The 18,275-nt window shown below is 43.6% G+C and carries 15 protein-coding genes and 1 pseudogene; 11 read left to right on the forward strand and 5 right to left on the reverse strand.

What is annotated here, in order from left to right; all coding sequences use genetic code 11:
- Positions 1 to 37: 37 nt before the first annotated feature.
- Entirely contained in the window at positions 38 to 841 is an 804-nt protein-coding gene (gene map, locus EL144_RS02510; RefSeq protein ID WP_005703319.1) for a type I methionyl aminopeptidase, read from the reverse strand.
- Positions 842 to 975: 134 nt separating this feature from the next.
- Between map and erpA the strand changes: the two genes are divergently transcribed.
- The 11 genes and pseudogenes from erpA to EL144_RS02565 all read left to right on the forward strand — a co-directional run bounded on the left by erpA (position 976) and on the right by EL144_RS02565 (position 12,384).
- On the forward strand, positions 976 to 1,317 hold the full coding sequence (gene erpA, locus EL144_RS02515) for an iron-sulfur cluster insertion protein ErpA (RefSeq protein ID WP_005703321.1): 342 nt from the start codon (positions 976 to 978) through the stop codon (positions 1,315 to 1,317).
- 1 nt (position 1,318) lies between these two features.
- The gene (locus tag EL144_RS02520) at positions 1,319 to 1,681 is read left to right on the forward strand and encodes a YacL family protein (RefSeq protein WP_005703322.1); all 363 of its coding nucleotides are present in this window, start codon (positions 1,319 to 1,321) and stop codon (positions 1,679 to 1,681) included.
- Between the two features lie 34 nt (positions 1,682 to 1,715).
- Positions 1,716 to 4,109: a penicillin-binding protein 1B gene (gene mrcB, locus EL144_RS02525; protein ID WP_005703323.1), complete on the forward strand. Its 2,394-nt coding sequence runs from the start codon at positions 1,716 to 1,718 to the stop codon at positions 4,107 to 4,109.
- Between the two features lie 429 nt (positions 4,110 to 4,538).
- A pseudogene (locus EL144_RS02530) lies at positions 4,539 to 6,101 on the forward strand (lactate permease LctP family transporter); the annotation flags it as partial.
- 214 nt (positions 6,102 to 6,315) lie between these two features.
- On the forward strand, positions 6,316 to 6,837 hold the full coding sequence (locus EL144_RS02535; RefSeq protein ID WP_005700259.1) for an iron transporter: 522 nt from the start codon (positions 6,316 to 6,318) through the stop codon (positions 6,835 to 6,837).
- Positions 6,838 to 7,019: 182 nt separating this feature from the next.
- Positions 7,020 to 8,438, forward strand: a complete 1,419-nt coding sequence (locus EL144_RS02540; protein WP_005703331.1) for a Fe-S-containing protein — start codon at positions 7,020 to 7,022, stop codon at positions 8,436 to 8,438.
- A 2-nt stretch (positions 8,439 to 8,440) separates the two neighbouring features.
- Positions 8,441 to 9,766 (forward strand): ABC transporter permease, encoded by a 1,326-nt coding sequence (locus EL144_RS02545; RefSeq protein WP_005703332.1) that lies wholly within the window; start codon positions 8,441 to 8,443, stop codon positions 9,764 to 9,766.
- Entirely contained in the window at positions 9,753 to 10,892 is a 1,140-nt protein-coding gene (locus EL144_RS02550) for an ABC transporter permease (protein WP_050332706.1), read from the forward strand. Before EL144_RS02545 ends, EL144_RS02550 begins: the two co-directional genes overlap by 14 nt.
- Position 10,893: 1 nt before the next feature.
- Positions 10,894 to 11,577, forward strand: a complete 684-nt coding sequence (locus EL144_RS02555) for an ABC transporter ATP-binding protein (protein ID WP_005703335.1) — start codon at positions 10,894 to 10,896, stop codon at positions 11,575 to 11,577.
- Positions 11,558 to 12,061, forward strand: a complete 504-nt coding sequence (locus tag EL144_RS02560) for a TlpA family protein disulfide reductase (RefSeq protein WP_032994926.1) — start codon at positions 11,558 to 11,560, stop codon at positions 12,059 to 12,061. The genes EL144_RS02555 and EL144_RS02560 overlap by 20 nt, the downstream gene beginning before the upstream one ends.
- Positions 12,062 to 12,072: 11 nt before the next feature.
- Positions 12,073 to 12,384: a c-type cytochrome gene (locus tag EL144_RS02565; protein ID WP_005700252.1), complete on the forward strand. Its 312-nt coding sequence runs from the start codon at positions 12,073 to 12,075 to the stop codon at positions 12,382 to 12,384.
- 168 nt (positions 12,385 to 12,552) lie between these two features.
- On the opposite strand, the gene EL144_RS02570 is transcribed toward EL144_RS02565, so the two are convergent.
- Genes EL144_RS02570 through EL144_RS02585 form a run of 4 tightly spaced genes read right to left on the reverse strand, consistent with a single transcriptional unit; the run spans position 12,553 to position 18,219 of the window.
- Positions 12,553 to 13,338: a hypothetical protein gene (locus tag EL144_RS02570; protein ID WP_005700250.1), complete on the reverse strand. Its 786-nt coding sequence runs from the start codon at positions 13,336 to 13,338 to the stop codon at positions 12,553 to 12,555.
- A gap of 34 nt (positions 13,339 to 13,372) precedes the next feature.
- The gene (gene hrpA / locus EL144_RS02575; RefSeq protein WP_005703339.1) at positions 13,373 to 17,380 is read right to left on the reverse strand and encodes an ATP-dependent RNA helicase HrpA; all 4,008 of its coding nucleotides are present in this window, start codon (positions 17,378 to 17,380) and stop codon (positions 13,373 to 13,375) included.
- A 2-nt stretch (positions 17,381 to 17,382) separates the two neighbouring features.
- Positions 17,383 to 17,766, reverse strand: a complete 384-nt coding sequence (locus EL144_RS02580) for a DUF423 domain-containing protein (RefSeq protein WP_005703340.1) — start codon at positions 17,764 to 17,766, stop codon at positions 17,383 to 17,385.
- The gene (locus EL144_RS02585) at positions 17,767 to 18,219 is read right to left on the reverse strand and encodes a DUF441 domain-containing protein (RefSeq protein WP_032994929.1); all 453 of its coding nucleotides are present in this window, start codon (positions 18,217 to 18,219) and stop codon (positions 17,767 to 17,769) included.
- Between the last annotated feature and the right edge of the window lie 56 nt (positions 18,220 to 18,275).

The raw sequence follows: 18,275 nt of genomic DNA on the forward strand, positions 1-18,275 counted from the left end.
AAAAATCCGTCACAGAATTTAGCGATGGATTAGATCATTAAACATTCACCATGAAACGCTGAATACGCCCCTCGGCGATTTCTTCATCTCGAATGGTCATCACTTCACAACCGTTTTCGGTAACGACCAGCTGGTGTTCAAATTGGGCAGAATGGCTACGGTCTTTGGTTTTAACTGTCCAACCGTCGCCCATTAAACGAACTTCTTTTTTACCGGCATTAATCATAGGTTCAATAGTAAAGACCATACCCGGTTTTAAAATTACGCCACCATCATCTGCATAGTAGTGCAACACTTGTGGCTCGCAATGAAATTCCGTACCAACACCATGACCACAATATTCACGTACCACGCTGAAGGTTTGGGATTCAGTATATTTTTGCACCGCTCTACCGATCTCGTTTAAACGGATGCCCGGTTTGACCGTACGTAACCCCACATAAAGGGCTTCTTGAGCAGCGTCCACCAGTTTTTTACTGCGTAAATTGGTTTCGCCGACAATATACATTTTCGAGTTATCACCGTAATAACCGTCTTTTATCACCGTCACATCAATATTCACAATATCGCCATTTTTCAGGTGTTTATCAAAACTTGGGATGCCATGGCAAACCACTTCGTTAATAGAAATGCAAGTTGCTTTTGGGAAACCATGATAATTCAGGCAGGCAGGGATGACTTTTTGTTCATTTACCATATATTCATGACAAATGCGATCCAATTCTCCGGTAGTAACGCCCTCTTTCACATAAGGTTCGATCATCACCAGCACATCTGCCGCCAATTTACAGGCTTCACGTAATTTAACAATTTCCTCTTCTGTTCTTAGTGGAATACCCATATTCATCTCCCTAATAAAAATTAATGGGCGGAATTATAGCACTTACCTATTGAAAAATCCTTGATAAATTCTTGAATGCCTTAGAGGGTTATTAGATAATACGCGCTTAAATAAATAGTGGGGAATTACATAACATGACAGATATATCCGTTCCGTTAACTTTTACCGATGCTGCGGCACAAAAAGTTAAATCTTTAATCAGCGAAGAAGAAAACCCTGATCTCAAACTTCGGGTTTACATTACCGGTGGCGGTTGCAGCGGTTTTCAATACGGTTTTACGTTCGATGAAAAAGTAAATGATGGCGACTTAACCGTAGAAAATTCAGGCGTACAATTAGTGATTGATCCGATGAGTTTACAATATTTAATCGGTGGCACCGTCGATTACACCGAGGGCTTGGAAGGTTCGCGCTTTGTCGTCAATAATCCGAACGCCTCATCTACTTGTGGCTGCGGTTCTTCTTTTAGCATTTAACATGGATTTCCAATTTACCTATTACAACGGCAATACTGTGGCGACCTGTTCTATGGAACACGAAGCCTTCGCCAACTGGTTTAACATTGAAGTGCGGTCGAATCCACAATTAATTTCCACCGCACTTTTTCATTTAGAGAACTTACCGGCGCACGCAGAACAAGACATTATTTTAAGCGGCGCCGAATACAGTCTATACATCAACGTAGATGAAGTAATGGCCAAAGCCAATAATCTCGCTATTGAAAATCAAGATGATCTTGAAGACGGTTTTTACTATTACGATCAAGAAAGCATCGCATTTTGCGGAACGGAAGATTTCGCACATTTTCTGCAGTCTTATTTAGCGTTCATCCGACAGTAATCCCCACATAATTCAGCCCCAAACGGTAATACTAATGGCAACAAAACAAGATCAACAAACCTCTCCTGAACAGCAATCCTCTAAGAAGAAAAGATCTTGGAAAATCTTGCTTCTCAAAACCGCTTTTACCGGCTTTTGTATGGTATCTTTCTATTCCGTTTATCTGGATTGGCAAATCCGCAGCAAAATGGACGGCCAAATTTGGCGTTTACCAGCAGAAGTGTATAGCCGAATCGAAAGCATTCGGTTGAGCGATGAATTAAGTTTGGAACAAATTAAGCAAATTTTGTTGGATAACGAATATCGCCAAACGACCATGATTGCCGCGCCGGGCGATTTTAAAATTGAAGACAATACGATTGTGTTATTGCGTCGAGCCTTTCCATTTCCCGATAAACCAGAAGCACAGCGCGTGTTCCGTTTGCGTTTTAATGACAATAAATTGGCGGTGATTGAGGATTTAATCAACGTTAAAGCCATTGAAGAATTTCGCATGGCACCTAAATTGATCGCCATGTTGCAATCGGACAAAGAAGAACGCCTGGCCATTTCTTTGCAACAATACCCCCGCTTATTAATCGATGCGCTTCTACTCACAGAGGATCGCCGTTTTTTTGAACATGATGGTATTAGTCCGCTCGGTATTTTGCGTGCGGTCGTCACCAATATTCAAGCCGGACACACCGTGCAAGGCGGTAGTACCCTAACTCAGCAATTGGTTAAAAATCTGTTTTTAAGTAACGAACGCACCCTTAGCCGTAAAGTCAATGAGGCCATGATGGCATTAATTTTAGACTGGCGTTATGACAAAAATCGCATTCTAGAAACCTACCTCAATGAAATTTATCTCGGGCAAAACGGCGACAGCCAAATTCATGGCTTTGAATTAGCCAGCCAGTTCTATTTCGGTCGTTCTATTCGTGAAATCAGTTTGGATCAAATTGCCTTGTTGGTCGGCATGGTAAAAGGCCCTTCTTTATACAATCCATGGCGTAATCCGCAAAATGCCTTGGAGCGCCGCAACGTAGTGTTACATTTATTGTTAGAACACAAAGTTATCGGTGAAGAGCTTTATCAACTCTTAAGTCAACGCCCGCTTGGCGTGCAAGATAAAGGGAAAATCAGTCGGAAATATCCCGCCTTTATCAAAACTCTGCAAACAGAGCTACGCCATCAAATTGGTGAAGGCAAAGCCGCCAATTTACTAGGCGCGAGGATCTTCTCCACGTTAGATGTCAAACAACAGAATCGAGCAGAACAAGCCGTTATCAATATGGTATCCGAATTACAGGTAAAACATAAAAACCCGCATTTGGAATCCGCCATGGTTGTTGCTGATTATCAAACCGGTGAAGTACGTGCCGTAGTAGGCGGTGTACAAACTCAATTTGCCGGCTTTAACCGTGCATTGATGGCGCAGCGTCAAATCGGTTCTCTGGTAAAACCATCCATTTATTTGACCGCACTTATGTACCCGGATCAATTCCGCTTGAACACACCGATTAACAACCAACCGATTACCATTAACGTAAAAGGCAGCCCCCCGTGGCAACCGCGTAATTACGATCGCAAATACAGCGGTTCGGTCATGCTGATGGATGCGTTAGTGCGTTCGTTGAATATTCCAACGGTGAATATCGGCATGAAATTAGGATTAACCAAGGTGATTTCTGTGCAACAAGCCATGGGCTGGGACAAAGTATCTATTCCCAAAGTGCCGTCAACCTTGCTCGGCTCCTACTCTATTTCGCCTTATGACGTGACCAAGCTCTACCAAACCATTGCGAACGAAGGAGCCAGCATTCCGTTGAGTACCATCAACAGCGTTGTGGACAGACAAGGCAATGTGATTTATGAACGTGAATTTGATCCGCAACAGGTCGTTCCTCGCGAAGCAGCGTTTCAAACCCTCTTTGCTATGCAACAAGTCGTGGAACGCGGTACGGCGCGTAGCTTACAAAATGATTTTGCCCACTTGCATTTGGCCGGTAAAACCGGTACCACCAATGATGCACGAGACACCTGGTTTGTGGGAATTGATGGTGAAAATGTTGCGACAGTTTGGCTCGGCCGTGACGACAACGGTGATACCAAGCTCACTGGTGCCAGTGGCGCATTACAGGTTTACAAAGACTATTTAAAACGTTCCGCTATCACGCCATTAAAACCACACAAACCAACAGATATTAAATGGGTCGGCATTAATGCCTACGGTGGCTGGGACTGCAATAGCGCACGCACTATTCCTGTTTGGGCAGACAAAAATCAATCCTTCTGTCAACAAGCCGTGTTGACCCAAACCGCTAATATCGTCACCAATGCCCCAACGCAAACGAATGCCAATACTACGGCAAAACCGGAAAGTGTTTGGGATGTATTAAAAGAAGACAAATCAGTACCGGTGGAAGAAGCAAAACCGTCCAATTAACCTGGAATGATTTAAATAATTTTTTGCTCCGTCCCTACAAAAACAACATAAAAAAAGACCGCATTTTAATTTCCCAACCAAAAGTGCAGTCTGTTTTTTACGTGTTGAAGTTGATTAATTAATTCGGTTTTTGTCATGACTACCACCCGTTGTAATGTTAGTTAATAAAAAGTTAACAAAAAATAAGGCGAAAAATAACAGAGAATAACAGCCAAGATATAGAAAAACAACCTTATTTTTAACTGCACTTTGTACTAAAAACGACATAGAATCTATTCAACTGAAACATTTAAGCTACATAGATCACAAAATTTAAAAAAATGTTACATTTTTTTGATAACTAGATCACATTTTCCCAAAATAGGTATATCTTTTTGAGGGGAGATTCATAGAATACGCGAGATTTTTTTCATTTCTAAAGGAGCAAACATGTCTTTCTTCTTAAGCGTATTACCCATCATCTTACTCATCTACCTCATGGTTAAGCGAAATGCGCTGCCTTCCTATGTTGCCCTGCCTTGGATTGCAACATTGGTGATGGGAGTGCATTTATTACACTTTAATACAGACATCGTTACCATCAGTGCTAACGTTACCTCTGCTATCGTAGCCGTGCAAACACCTATCACGGTAATTTTCGGGGCGATTTTATTCAATCGTTTTAGTGAAGTGTCTGGCGCAACCGATATTATGCGCAAATGGTTGGGTAACATTAACCCGAACCCGGTAGCGCAACTTATGATTATCGGTTGGGCGTTTGCCTTTATGATTGAAGGCGCCAGTGGCTTCGGTACACCAGCAGCCATTGCGGCACCAATTCTTATGGGCTTAGGCTTTAATCCGTTGAAAGTCGCCATGCTTACACTCATCATGAACTCCGTACCGGTGTCTTTCGGGGCAGTGGGCACACCAACTTGGTTCGGTTTTGGTCCATTAAAATTATCTGAAGACATGATCTTAGAAATTGGTTCTATGACTGCGCTTATCCACGCTGTTGCTGCACTTGTTATTCCATTGCTAGCGCTTCGTGTATTAGTGAGCTGGAGTGAAATTCGCAAAAACCTTGTATTTATTTACATCAGTATCTTTGCTTGTGTGATTCCTTATTTATTATTAGCCCAAGTCAACTATGAGTTCCCTTCTTTAGTAGGCGGTGCAATCGGCTTATTTATTTCCGTGTGGGTGGCCAATCGCAACATCGGTTTGACTAAAGTGGAAAATACACTTGACCGCAATGCGGTAACCACCGGAAAAGTGGTAAAAGCCTTATTCCCAACCGGTTTATTAATTGCCTTCTTAATCGTAACACGTATTCATCAGCTACCGTTTAAAGCGATGATGAACGATACCACTGTTTGGTTCTCCACTGTCTTGGGTTCATTAGGGACGTTTGAAATCAGTAAAGGTCTTATTTTCTCTTTAAAAAATATCTTTGGTTCAGATGTGTCATCAAGCTATAAATTGCTTTATGTGCCGGCATTAATTCCATTCATTATCACGGTGTTAATCGCCATTCCGGTATTTGGTGTTTCCGGTGCAAAAGTCAAAGATATTTTTACCTCCAGTCTGAAACAATCAAAAAATCCGTTTATCGCGTTAATGGGAGCATTAGTAATGGTGAACTTAATGTTAGTGGGTGGCGAGCATTCTATGGTGAAAATCATTGGTCGCACTTTTGCGGAAATCACCGGTAATGACTGGACAATCTTCTCCTCCTTCCTTGGTGCAGTAGGTTCATTCTTCTCCGGTTCTAACACCGTATCGAACTTAACCTTTGGTAGCGTACAATTATCCACCGCAGAAACTACCGGTATATCCGTCGCGTTAGTATTGGCATTGCAATCCGTTGGTGGTGCTATGGGTAACATGGTGTGTATTAATAACATTGTTGCCGTCTGCTCTGTATTAAATATTCAAAACAAAGAAGGTACCATCATTAAAACGACTATTGTTCCGATGGTGGTTTACAGTATTATTGCGGCGCTTTGTGCAACGTTCTTAATACCGTTGTTATTCGAACCGACTTTAATTTCCGGAATGAAAGAAATTTCATGGTTGGGAATTTACCCTTATGTGGAAACCTTGGTTCCGCAAGTCATTCTACTTATTGCTGCACTGTTCGCTTTGGTTTATATGAAATACCAAAGTCGAAAATCAGCTTAATTTTTTTGACGACAATACTTATCTTATTAAGGAGAAACTAAGTATGAAAAAAACGTTATTAGCCACCGCGCTTTTAGCCGGCATGATCACGGCGCCAGCCGCGTTAGGTTTTAAAGAATTCCCGGTTGGCGAACCTGTTACTATGAATGAAATGGAAATCGCCGCCGTCTATTTACAACCGGTTGATATGGAACCGCGTGGTATGGGATTACCTGCAGCGAAATCCGATATTCACTTGGAAGCGGATATTCACGCCACAAAAGGTAACAAAAACGGCTTTGGTGAAGGCGAATGGATGCCATACCTCACTATTCAATACACTTTAGTGAATACCGATACCGGTGAAAAACAAGAAGGTACATTCATGCCGATGGTTGCCAGCGACGGTCCTCACTATGGTGCAAATATCAAAATGATGGGCGTGGGCAACTATAAATTAACCTACCACATTGACCCGCCACCAAAAGCCGGTATGCACCGTCACACTGACGAAGAAACCGGTGTTGGCCGTTGGTGGAAACCGTTTGATGTTAACTATGAATTCAAATTTACCGGTTTGAAATAATCCTTTTAGGTGTTAACAAAAACAATAAATAAAACACCTTGAGACATATCGAGGTGTTTTTATTTATATTGAGATATCATTAACATCTGTTTCACAAAGATCCTTACCTACCTCCCTTTACGGAGGAAACAGAATACTAAAAAAATAGGCGACATGATTCATTTAAATTTTCGGAGTAAGCTATGAACTATTTCTTTGTCTTTCTTATTCAAACCCTACTCCCTTTTTCTCTGCTGCTGGCGTGTAGCTGGGTGGCTTATCCTCATGCTAATTTCAAAAAACTAGTATGGCTTGCCATCCTTGGTTTTATCATCGGCAGTGTAATTACGTTAAATTTACCCAACACCCAAAACATTAAACTCACCCTTGCCATTTTTAGCCTGTGTATTTTACTCCTTGCTTACTTCTCTCAATTTATTCATTGGCAACGCTTAACTAGCTTTTGGCATATCATGCTCGCCGTATTAGCAGGAAGTTTTTGGGCAAAGGATCCAAACATCGCCGCCATCACCGGCACGGATGTCATCAACACCGATTTCTTATTATACATTAGCGCCATCGCGCTAGGTTTTATTTTCTGTTTAGTGGTTGCCGGTTGGTGTTACATTTTATTTGCACAGAGTAAAACATCGAAAAAAACGACTGCACTTCATTTCGTGCTCACCACAGTTATCACCCTCATTTTGATCGCCCCGCTCCTTGGTGATGTATTACTTATCTTAATGAAATTGCAAGCCATCGAGCTCACCAAAGTGCGCTTAAGTTTCGTGGCAAAATCGGGCAATATCACGACTTATTTGAACTACATCAACGCAGCTATTCTTACCGCTATCGTTCTCATTTTTGCTTTAAATATTCATCGCCCACGCGTGCGAACTGCCAATAGCGAACAACAACCTATCGAAAAACGTAAAGCTATTGCTGCCAAACGCACCTCCGGCAAAATTATCAGCTATGGCATAACAGCAATCCTCATCATGTTAGCCACGCAACTTTACTGGGACCGAATCGCGTCCCAGCCGCCACAACTTTCCGAAGCCCAAAGAGTTACCTTAGATGCAGAAAACAACGTACACATTCCAATCGAACAAGTAAAAGATGGCAAATTACACCGTTTCCTTTGGGTTGCAGACGACGGCAAAGCTGTACGTTTCTTCATTATTAATCGCCTGCCCGATAAACTCAGTCTTGCTGCCGTGTTCGACGCCTGTATTTTATGCGGCGATCAAGGCTATGTGATGGAAGGTAACCAAGTGGTATGCGTAGGTTGTGGCGTCCGTATGTTTACCCCATCTATCGGCAAACCGGGCGGTTGTAACCCGGTGCCAATTGATGATTGGAAACAAACGGATACAGAAGTGGTCATCAACAAGAAAAACTTGGAAGAAGGCTTGAATTACTTCACTACCATCATTGAAATTGAAGTGGTGGATCCCGTCAATGGTAAGAAATTGACCAACACCAAAACGGAACACAAATACAGCCATGAAGGCAAAACCTATTTCTTTACTAATGAAAAGAACTTGGATCTGTTCCGTGATAATCCTGAGGCCTATTTAAACCAAGCCGATGAAGCCAAAACCGCCAAGGAGGAAAAATAATCATGTTAGCGCGAATGTTATTTCAGTCTTGGCGTTATGGTTTAAAACGCAAGCTTCTTGCCATTGTCACTATTTTTCTTGCCGCCGGTTTGATTTCCGCCTTGCTCGCGGTGTCGATCGATATTGGCGACAAAATGGCAAAAGAGTTGAAATCTTACGGCGCCAATATTTTGGTAGAACCCGCCAGCAGTGCCGTTTTGCCGGATGATGTCAGCGGTCGTAGTTCCCTCGCTACGCAAGATTTTTTAGATGAAAAAGAACTGCCGAATGTGAAAGACATTTTCTGGCGCAACAACATTGTGGGGTTCGCGCCCTTACTGAGCACACAGGTAAAAGCCAACGTGGCTAACGGTGCAGAAAACGATGTGAGCATCCTCGGGACGTTTTTTGATCATAATATTCCTGTGCCGGATGAAGAGGATTACCACACCGGGCAGAAAATCATCAGCCCTTACTGGCAAGTAGAAGGCGAGTGGGTGGATGATGCTACTGATGATTTCGGTGAACAAATTCCTGCCCTACTCGGTGCCCAGCTTGCCAAACAACAGCAATGGAAAATCGGTGATATCATCACACTAAGTTATCAGGCAGAAGAAAGTGCGTCACCACAACACATGACCGCCATCGTGAAAGGCATTGTTAAAACCGGCAGCACAGAAGAACAACAACTGATTTTGCCGTTAAGTGCGGTGCAAAATTTACTTGGATTAGAAGGCAAGGTACAGGCGATTAAAGTCTCCGCGCTCACCGTGCCGGAAAATGATTTATCCCGCAAAGCCCGTGCCAATGTCGACGGTTTGGCCGCAGAGGAATATGACCGTTGGTATTGCACGGCCTACGTTTCCTCTATTTCCCATCAATTGGAAGAAGCGATTTCCGGCGCGATTGTTCGCCCTATCTGGCAAGTCGCGGCTTCCGAAGGCGTCGTCATTGAAAAAATTCAATTATTACTCGCTGTCGTCACCCTTGCCGCACTGATTGCCGCTGCCATGGGCATTGCCTCATTGATGACCACAACCATTATCGAACGCAGTAAAGAAATCGGCTTAATGAAAGCGCTCGGTGCCTATCAATGGCAAATTGTCTTGCTGTTTTATTGCGAAGCCATCATCAGCGGCTTAATCGGTGGCATCTTAGGTTGCGTTACCGGTTGGGGGTTAGCACGTTTTATCGGTGCCACGTTATTTGGCGCACCGCTCAGTTTCGCCTGGATCGTTATCCCTTGCGTACTGGTACTTTCTGTCTTGATCGCCGTGATCGGTGCTTGGTTCCCGGCACACCGTATTGCCCGTCTTTATCCTATCGAGGTGCTTTATGGCAGACAATAAACCTATCAATATGTTTTGGCGCTTGGTGTTACGCGCCTTGCGTCTGCGCTTGCAACGGGTATTCATCATTTTTGCCGCGCTCACTGTGGGCGCAAGCATTGTGACGGCAATGGCGGCGGTGTACTTCGACATCAACACCAAAATGAGCCAAGAACTGCGTACCTTCGGCGCCAATTTTTATATTGGCCCCAGCAACGGCAATTTAATCAAAGTAGATCAAGTGCAACAGATCCTTGACCAAGCACCGAAAGGCTTAATTACGGCTGCAAGCCCCTATTTATATGGCGTGACACGTAGTGATTTGGAAAAAATCGTGATGATGGGCGTGTGGTTTGAAGACATGAAAACCCTTGCGCCTTATTGGCAAATCACAGGCAATCCTATCGGGGTGAACTTCGACGAGCGCAACGCCATGATCGGTAAAACTCTCGCGGAACGGCTTAATTTAAAAGTGGGCGATAAACTCACGTTAAGCCTCAATTCCGTAGATAAACACCAGTTCAATATTAAAGCCATCGTAGAAGCGGGCGATGCCACCGACAATATGTTGATCGTGAGCCTGGATTTTGCACAAAACTGGTTAGAAAAAGAAAACTTGGCGACCAACGTATTGTTAAACGTCAAAAACGATCAAGGCCAAGTGGATCAATTAGCCCAACAGTTGCAACAACAGTATCCCGATTTAGACATTCACCCGATCCGCAAAGTCTCCGCCTCCGAAGGGCAAATTTTAGATAAAATCAAAGGCTTGATGGGGTTGATTTCTGTAGTGATTTTGATTTTAGCCACCCTTTGCGTGAACACCACCTTAATCGCCATTGTGGGCGAACGGGCGAAAGAGTTTGCGTTGCAAAAAGCCCTTGGCGCCAAAAGCCGCGACATCATCAAACAAATCGGCGCAGAAACCTTGATTATCGCCCTTTGCGCCATTGTATGCGGCTTAATCATCGGCTATCTATTAGCACAGGTGCTCGGCTTAACCGTATTCAAAGCCTATATTGATATGCGCCTGCCGGTGCTCCCGATTACCATTACTTTATCCTTATTAGTGGCGTTTATCGCGGTTATCGTACCGACCCGCCGCGCTTTAGACATTCAAACCGCCAACGTATTGAAAGGGGAATAACATGGCTAAACTAGTCATTGAAACACAGCATTTATATAAAAGATTCGGCCAAGTGACCGCACTTGAAGACATTAATATTCAAATTGCCGAAGGCGAATTCGTCTCTATCATGGGTGCCTCCGGTTCAGGTAAAACCACATTAATGAATATTCTCACCGGCTTGGATACTGCAACCGAAGGCAAAGTGATTTTAGACGGTGTGGATGCCGCACAACTGGACGAAACGGGCAGACAACGTTTCCGCGCGGAAAAAATCGGCTTGGTGTTCCAACAATTTCACCTCATCCCCTATTTAACCGCACTTGAAAACGTAATGTTGGCGCAACATTATCACAGCGTAGTAGATGAAGCCGCCGCCAAAGCAGTATTAGATCAAGTGGGCTTGGCGCATCGTATGAATCACCGCCCAAGCCAACTTTCCGGCGGGGAACAACAACGAGTGTGTATTGCGCGCGCCTTAGTGAATCAGCCGCCGGTCATTTTTGCCGACGAACCGACCGGCAACCTCGATGAAACAAATGAAAATTTGGTGTTAAATTTACTCACGGAATTAAACCTACAAGGGCGCACTATCGTCATGGTGACTCATAACCCGGATTTAGGTAAACTCACCAACCGCATTATTTACTTGCAACACGGCAAACTATTGCGTGAGGAAAAAAACAATGAAACCCCAACGGCTTAATCAATTAGCGAAAATGCTTGGCATAAGTGCGGTCGTTTTTTTCAGCGTTTCCTGCAAAGAGGAATCCGCTCAAATCGGTCAACCCGCACCGGAAATTGCCGCCTTCGATCTGCAAGGCAATAAAGCCTCATTAAGCGACTGGCAGGGCAAAACCGTGCTCATCAACTTCTGGTCGGAAACCTGCGGCGCCTGCATTGCGGAATTAAGAACCTTGCAACAATGGGCGGAAAAATACCCGAACCAAGTGCAACTGATCGCCATGAATATCGATGGCGAAAAGGCCGACACACAAGCGATTGTCACCAAACGACAACTCACCTTGCCGGTGTTTAAAGATCAAATGAAAATCACTGCCGAACGTTACCAACTTGTCGGCACGCCAACCTCTTTCGTGATCGACCCAAACGGCAAAGTGATCTATAAATTTGAAGGTCTAATCTCCGAAAACGATTTACAACGATTATTTCAACCCACAAAAAGCTAACGAAAAATCCTATGAAAAAACATTACTCTACCCTCATCCTACTCGCTTGGTGCATTTTCCCTAACGCCCACGCGGAACCTAACCCTGAACACGGTCAGAAAGTTTACAACCGCACCTGCGCCCTCTGTCACGGTAAGCAAGCCGAAAAACCGGCCATGGGACAATCCCAAATCATCAACACCTTTACCCAAGATCAAATCATCCAGTCGCTACAAGATCGTAAAAGCGGCAAAATCGAAGGCGGTGGCAACCGCGCCAAGTCCACGCTCAGCGAACAAGATATGCAGGATGTCGCGAGCTACGTGGAAACGTTGAAGAAATAACGGAAAAAAGTGCGGTGGATTTTGAAAATGTTTTAGAGGTTGAAAAACGTTTTAAAAAATGACCGCACTTTTTAAAAACGAAACGATGATTCAAGCGTCCACGCTTAGACCACATAAGCACAAGCTTGGATGCTTGCGATGTCTTGGGGGAGAACATATTAAATACATTTATAAATACTGCTTCAATTTAACTAAAAAATTTAGATATTCCTTCATTTCAAATAGCTGGAGACTATATGTAGCATCATCAATATTATCTTTTTTAAATATATCATCTAACGTTTCATTAAAATTAATAAGCATATTCATATTTTTCACCAGATCTCTTTGCGACACTATATTTAAATCATCAAATTTCCCGTCAACTACATAATTCACATCATCTTTATCTAAAACTAAGGAAAAAGAAACATACCATATTTCAGTATTACTCCTAAAATCTGTTATTTCTATACAAAAATGATACCTACTTAATGAAAGCCCAGAATCATTATAGTTCTTTATAAAATAAGGATATTTTTTAACCTCCCCAAAAGATGTTATTTGAGAATGAGCATATTGTTTATTAAAAAAATTAAATTTTTTAAATTTATTTCGTATAATTGGCCTCGTTTTACATGTTCCAAGCACTATCCCACCATTATCAATTATATCAAATAATTGAGCTCTTTCGATTCCACCAACATTAGGAGTAATACAAATATAGTAAGGGAAAACATAACTATCAGATATTACTGATTGAGAAACTTTAACCTCAAAACAATCTCTTGAAAGAATCTTATCTAAACAACTTAATTTTACAAAAAAAACTTTATATGAACCATTCTGATAATAGCTCTGAGTTATATAGTTTATTTTATTTAATCTTAGAGCGTATATGGAAACTAATAATGCCAATATAGATATACCAATTGGTATAATCTCCCAAAGATCACTAATAAATAATTCATTCAAAATATCTACCTCCAAAATTAAGTAAACCTCAAAATTATATACTATTAACCACATTCAAAACCCGCTTATCCGACACCTGATACTTCGTCCCCAACTGCTGCGCAAATAAACTCACACGCAATTCCTCAATCATATATCGAATCTCCGCCACTTCATCCGAAATCGGTTTGGATTTTGGCAGTTTGGCAAGCAATTGTTGGTAAGCCTGTTGCACCTGTTCCACACGTAGCATAGCGGCGCGATCGCGATTCACATCTTGAGCCAGTTTATCCATGCGTTTATCAATGGCTTGCAGATAGCGGAGTAAATCCGGCAGGCGGGCGTAGCCGCTTTTTTGTACGAATCCTTGATAAATCAAACCTGAAATCTGGCTTTTCATGTCAGACAGGGCGAACGCCATGGTGAAATCCATCTTGCCTTTGAGGCGTTGGTTGAGCTGGTGAGTGAGCGTGAGGATCTGCTCCACTTTTTGCGCAATATCCACGGTGACTTCATTGACGTTTTCACGCACAAAATCCCGTAGCTTATCAAAACCTTCTTCGTTCCACACAAAGCCGCCAAAATCCGCAATGAGTTTATCCACGGCACAGGCGATGCAGTCGTCAATTAAATCCAACACACGACCAAATGGCGTGAAATACAGCCCCAATTTGGCTTTATTCGGTAATTTTTCATGCAGATATTTAATCGGTGACGGCACGTTGAGCAGCAACAATCGGCGCAAACCCTGTTGCATTGCCACCGCTTGTTCAAATTCCGTTTCAAACAGTTTAATGCCCACCGCGTCTTTTTCGTCCACAATGGCAGGAAAGGCTTTCACACTGAAACCGCGCTGTTTTTGTTCGTAACATTGTGACAACTCCGCAAAACTCCAAATGTGTAACCCACTTTGCTCAATGCCATCATCCACCACGGCAGAAATGCTTTCTTGCACACGATCTTTTAAGCTAAATTTCAGCTCGTCCAAATTCATGGATTCAGCAATTTTTTTGCCGTTTTCATCCACCACACGGAAAGTCATTTTTAAATGGCTTGGGATTTGTTCCCAATTCCAATGTTCCGCTTCTACGGAGACACCCGTCATGCGGCGCAATTCATAAATCAACGTATCCAACAACGGCTTTTCCAACGGCACAGCGCGCCCTAAAAAGGCTTGGGCATAATTCGGTGCAGGTACGAAATTACGGCGATAGGATTTCGGCAGAGACTTAATCAGCGCAATCACCAGTTCTTCCCGTAAACCCGGAATTTGCCAATCAAAGCCCGTCATTTCCACCTGGTTGAGCAACGGCAACGGAATATGCACGGTCACGCCGTCCGCATCCGTACCCGGTTCAAATTGATACGTCAGTTTGAGTTTTAAATTACCTTGATGCCAGAAATTCGGGAAATCAAGCTTGCTCACTTGTTCCGCATCATCATTAATCAAGAATGAGCGTTCAAAATTAAGTAGCTCAGGATCTTGTTTTTCTACCTTTTTCCACCAGGTATCAAAATGCTTTTGCGACACCACGTCTGTGCCGATACGCTGATCGTAAAACTCAAATAAAGTGCGCTCGTCCACCAAAATATCGCGGCGACGGCTTTTGTGTTCCAGTTCCTCAACTTCACGAATCAGCTGCTGATTTTGCTTGAAGAATTTATGTTTCGTGTTCCAATCTCCTTCCACCAAGGCGGATTGAATAAAGATCTCACGGCTCACTGTTGGATCAATCGAGCCATAATTTACCGGTCTGGCTGCCACAATCGGCACGCCATACAGGCTCACCTTTTCATCGGCAATCACCGCCCCGCGAGATTTCGACCAACGTGGCTCGGAATAGGATTTTTTCGTTAAATGCTCGGCAAGCGGCTCAATCCATTCCGGCTCAATTTCCGCCACCATGCGCCCCCAAAGTTTGGAGGTTTCCACCAACTCTGCCGCCATCACCCATTTCGGTTGTTTTTTGAAAAGCACGGAATTGGGGAAAATCGCAAAATGCGCATTGCGGGCGCCAAGATATTGTTGTTTTTCCGCTTCTTTTAAACCGATATGCGACAGCAAGCCGCTTAAAAGTGCGGTGTGAATTTGCTGATATTCGGCTTTTTCCGAATTAATCGGCAAGCCCATTTCACGCACGGCAAGGCGAATTTGTTGATAAATATCCTGCCATTCTCGAATACGTAAATAATTTAAAAAATCCTTTTGACATTGGCGGCGAAATTGATTTTTCGTTAATTCTTTTTGCTGTTCTTGCACATAATGCCAAAGATTCAAGAATGCCAAGAAGTCCGATTTTTTATCGGCAAAGCGACGATGTTTTTCATCGGAAGCCTGTTGTTTGTCTGTCGGACGCTCACGCGGATCTTGAATGGATAACGCCGAGACAATAATCATCACTTCATAAACGCTGCCAAAATCGACCGCACTTAGGAGCATTTTGGCAAGGCGCGGATCGACAGGAAGTTGGGCAAGTTGGCGACCGATTGGGGTAAGTTCCCAACCTTGCTTTTTCTCTGTCGATTCGCTAGCGCGCGTCTCCTGACGTGTGCTTTCATCTGTCAAATTTTGGGCACGCGTTGGGAAACGCGCGCCATCATGTTTATACGATTTAATTTTCTTAGGTTGAATCGCCCCCAACTCTTCCAATAACTTCACACCATCTTGGATATGCCGTTTATCCGGCGCATCTACAAAGGGGAACGCTTCAATGTCGTCTAAACCCAATGCCGTCATTTGCAAAATAACGGATGCCAAATTGGTACGCAAAATTTCAGGATCGGTAAATTCCGGGCGATTGTTAAAATCCTCTTCCGAATAAAGACGAATACAAATCCCTTCGCTCACCCGTCCGCAACGCCCTTTTCGCTGATTAGCGGAGGCCTGTGAAATCGGCTCAATAGGCAAACGTTGTACTTTGGTGCGATAGCTATAACGGGAAATGCGGGCTGTACCTGGGTCAATCACATATTTAATGCCTGGTACGGTGAGCGAGGTTTCTGCTACGTTGGTGGCTAACACAATGCGATTTAAACCGCTCGGATGGAAAATTTTATTTTGCTCTTGCGCAGACAAGCGGGCAAAGAGCGGTAGGATTTCCGTGTGTTTTAGATTTTGCTTTTGCAAGGCTTCGGCGGTGTCACGAATTTCCCGTTCACCATTCATAAAAATCAAAATATCGCCACGCCCTTCTGCTTGCAGTTCATCCACCGCATTAAGAATACCTTGTAGCTGATCTCGATCGTCTTCCTCTACAACAGGTCGATAACGCACTTCCACGGGATAAGTTCTGCCCGAGACTTCGATAATCGGCGCATGATTGAAATGTTTAGAAAAACGTTCTACGTCAATGGTAGCCGAGGTGATAATAACTTTTAAATCAGGACGACGCGGCAGCAGCTGTTTCAGATAACCGAGAATAAAATCGTTGTTCAAGCTACGTTCGTGGGCTTCGTCGATAATCAGACAAGAATATTGGTTGAGGAAACGATCCGTTTGAATTTCAGCCAGCAAAATCCCGTCCGTCATCAACTTGATTTGGGTGTTGTCACTGATTTGATCGTTAAAACGGACTTTATACCCCACTAAATCGCCAAGTTCTGTTTGCAATTCTTCGGCGATTCGAGCCGCCACAGAACGTGCCGCAATACGGCGCGGTTGGGTATGTCCAATTGTACCGAGATTGCCTAAGCCGAGTTCCAAACACATTTTCGGCAACTGCGTGGTTTTACCCGAACCGGTTTCCCCCGCCACCACGATCACTTGATGCTCGGAAAGCAGTTTTTCAATTTCTGCTTTGCGTTGGCTAACCGGCAGGCTTTCCGAAAAAACGATCGGATTTTTGACCGCACTTTTACGGCTTTCTACACGTAATCTTGCTTGTTCAATTTGTTGTTGGATTTCATCTGCAACGGCTTGTTGGGCTTCTTGGCTTTTAATTTTGCCGATGCCGTGAATGCGGGCGGATAAACGGCGTTTATCCACCCGCATGATGTCGTTAAGCTGAGAAAAAAGGGATTGCTGTAAAGAGGTTACTTCACGTTTTACGGATTTGTTTTTCATACCTATTTACTTTTAACACTACCGTAAGCCAAGCAAAGCCAACCGATTAAAAATAAGGTACCCCCAATCGGTGTCACCCAAACGAGGAATTTGCCTGCGCCAAGCGCGAGTGCATAAAGACTGCCGCTAAAGAGAAGAATGCCGAATGCCCATGCACCTGCGGCGAAATTAGCCATTTTGCCGGCAACCAATGATTCGCGACACAATTGCGCAATGCCGATACCCATGATGGCAAGGGTATGGAACATTTGATATTTCACACCGGTTTCAATCCACGCTAACGCTTTAGGTTCTAAAACCTTACTTAATCCATGTGCCGCAAAAGCACCAATTGTCACACATAAAAAACCGCTCAAGGCGGCGATAAATAACCATTTGTTTTTCATTTAAAATTTTCCTATGAGTAATGCCAAAATACCTGCGGCGATAAGCGGCCCCACCGGGATGCCGCCCAGAAAAGAGACGCCGATAATGGTGCCGATGACCAAGCCTGTCACTAAGACAGGTTGTTCCCCCATCAGCGGAACACCTTTGCCCGCAAGCCATGCAACGAAAACACCAACGGCAATAGCGACAAACATTTTCCAACTGACAAACGCCGATAGGCCCGGAAGCTGAATTTTGCCGGAAACCAGCGGACTTAAGACGCCGATGGTTAAAATCACAATACCAATGCTCAAGCCGTATTTTTCCAAATAAGGAATATATTTGGCGAGTAGCGTTTGTTGCATGATCAGTAGCACGGCGGCAGAAATAGTGATAGAACTGTTGTGGCTGAAAATGCCGAGTAAAATTAAAATCACCAAAAGCAAGGCAACCATGTTGAATTGGAGCGACATATTGATCCTAAAGTGCGGTAAAAATTTGTGGAGAATTATAGCATAAGCCATAAAAT

This window comes from Aggregatibacter aphrophilus ATCC 33389 (assembly GCF_900636915.1).
In the GTDB taxonomy this organism is placed as follows: Bacteria; Pseudomonadota; Gammaproteobacteria; order Enterobacterales; family Pasteurellaceae; genus Aggregatibacter; species Aggregatibacter aphrophilus.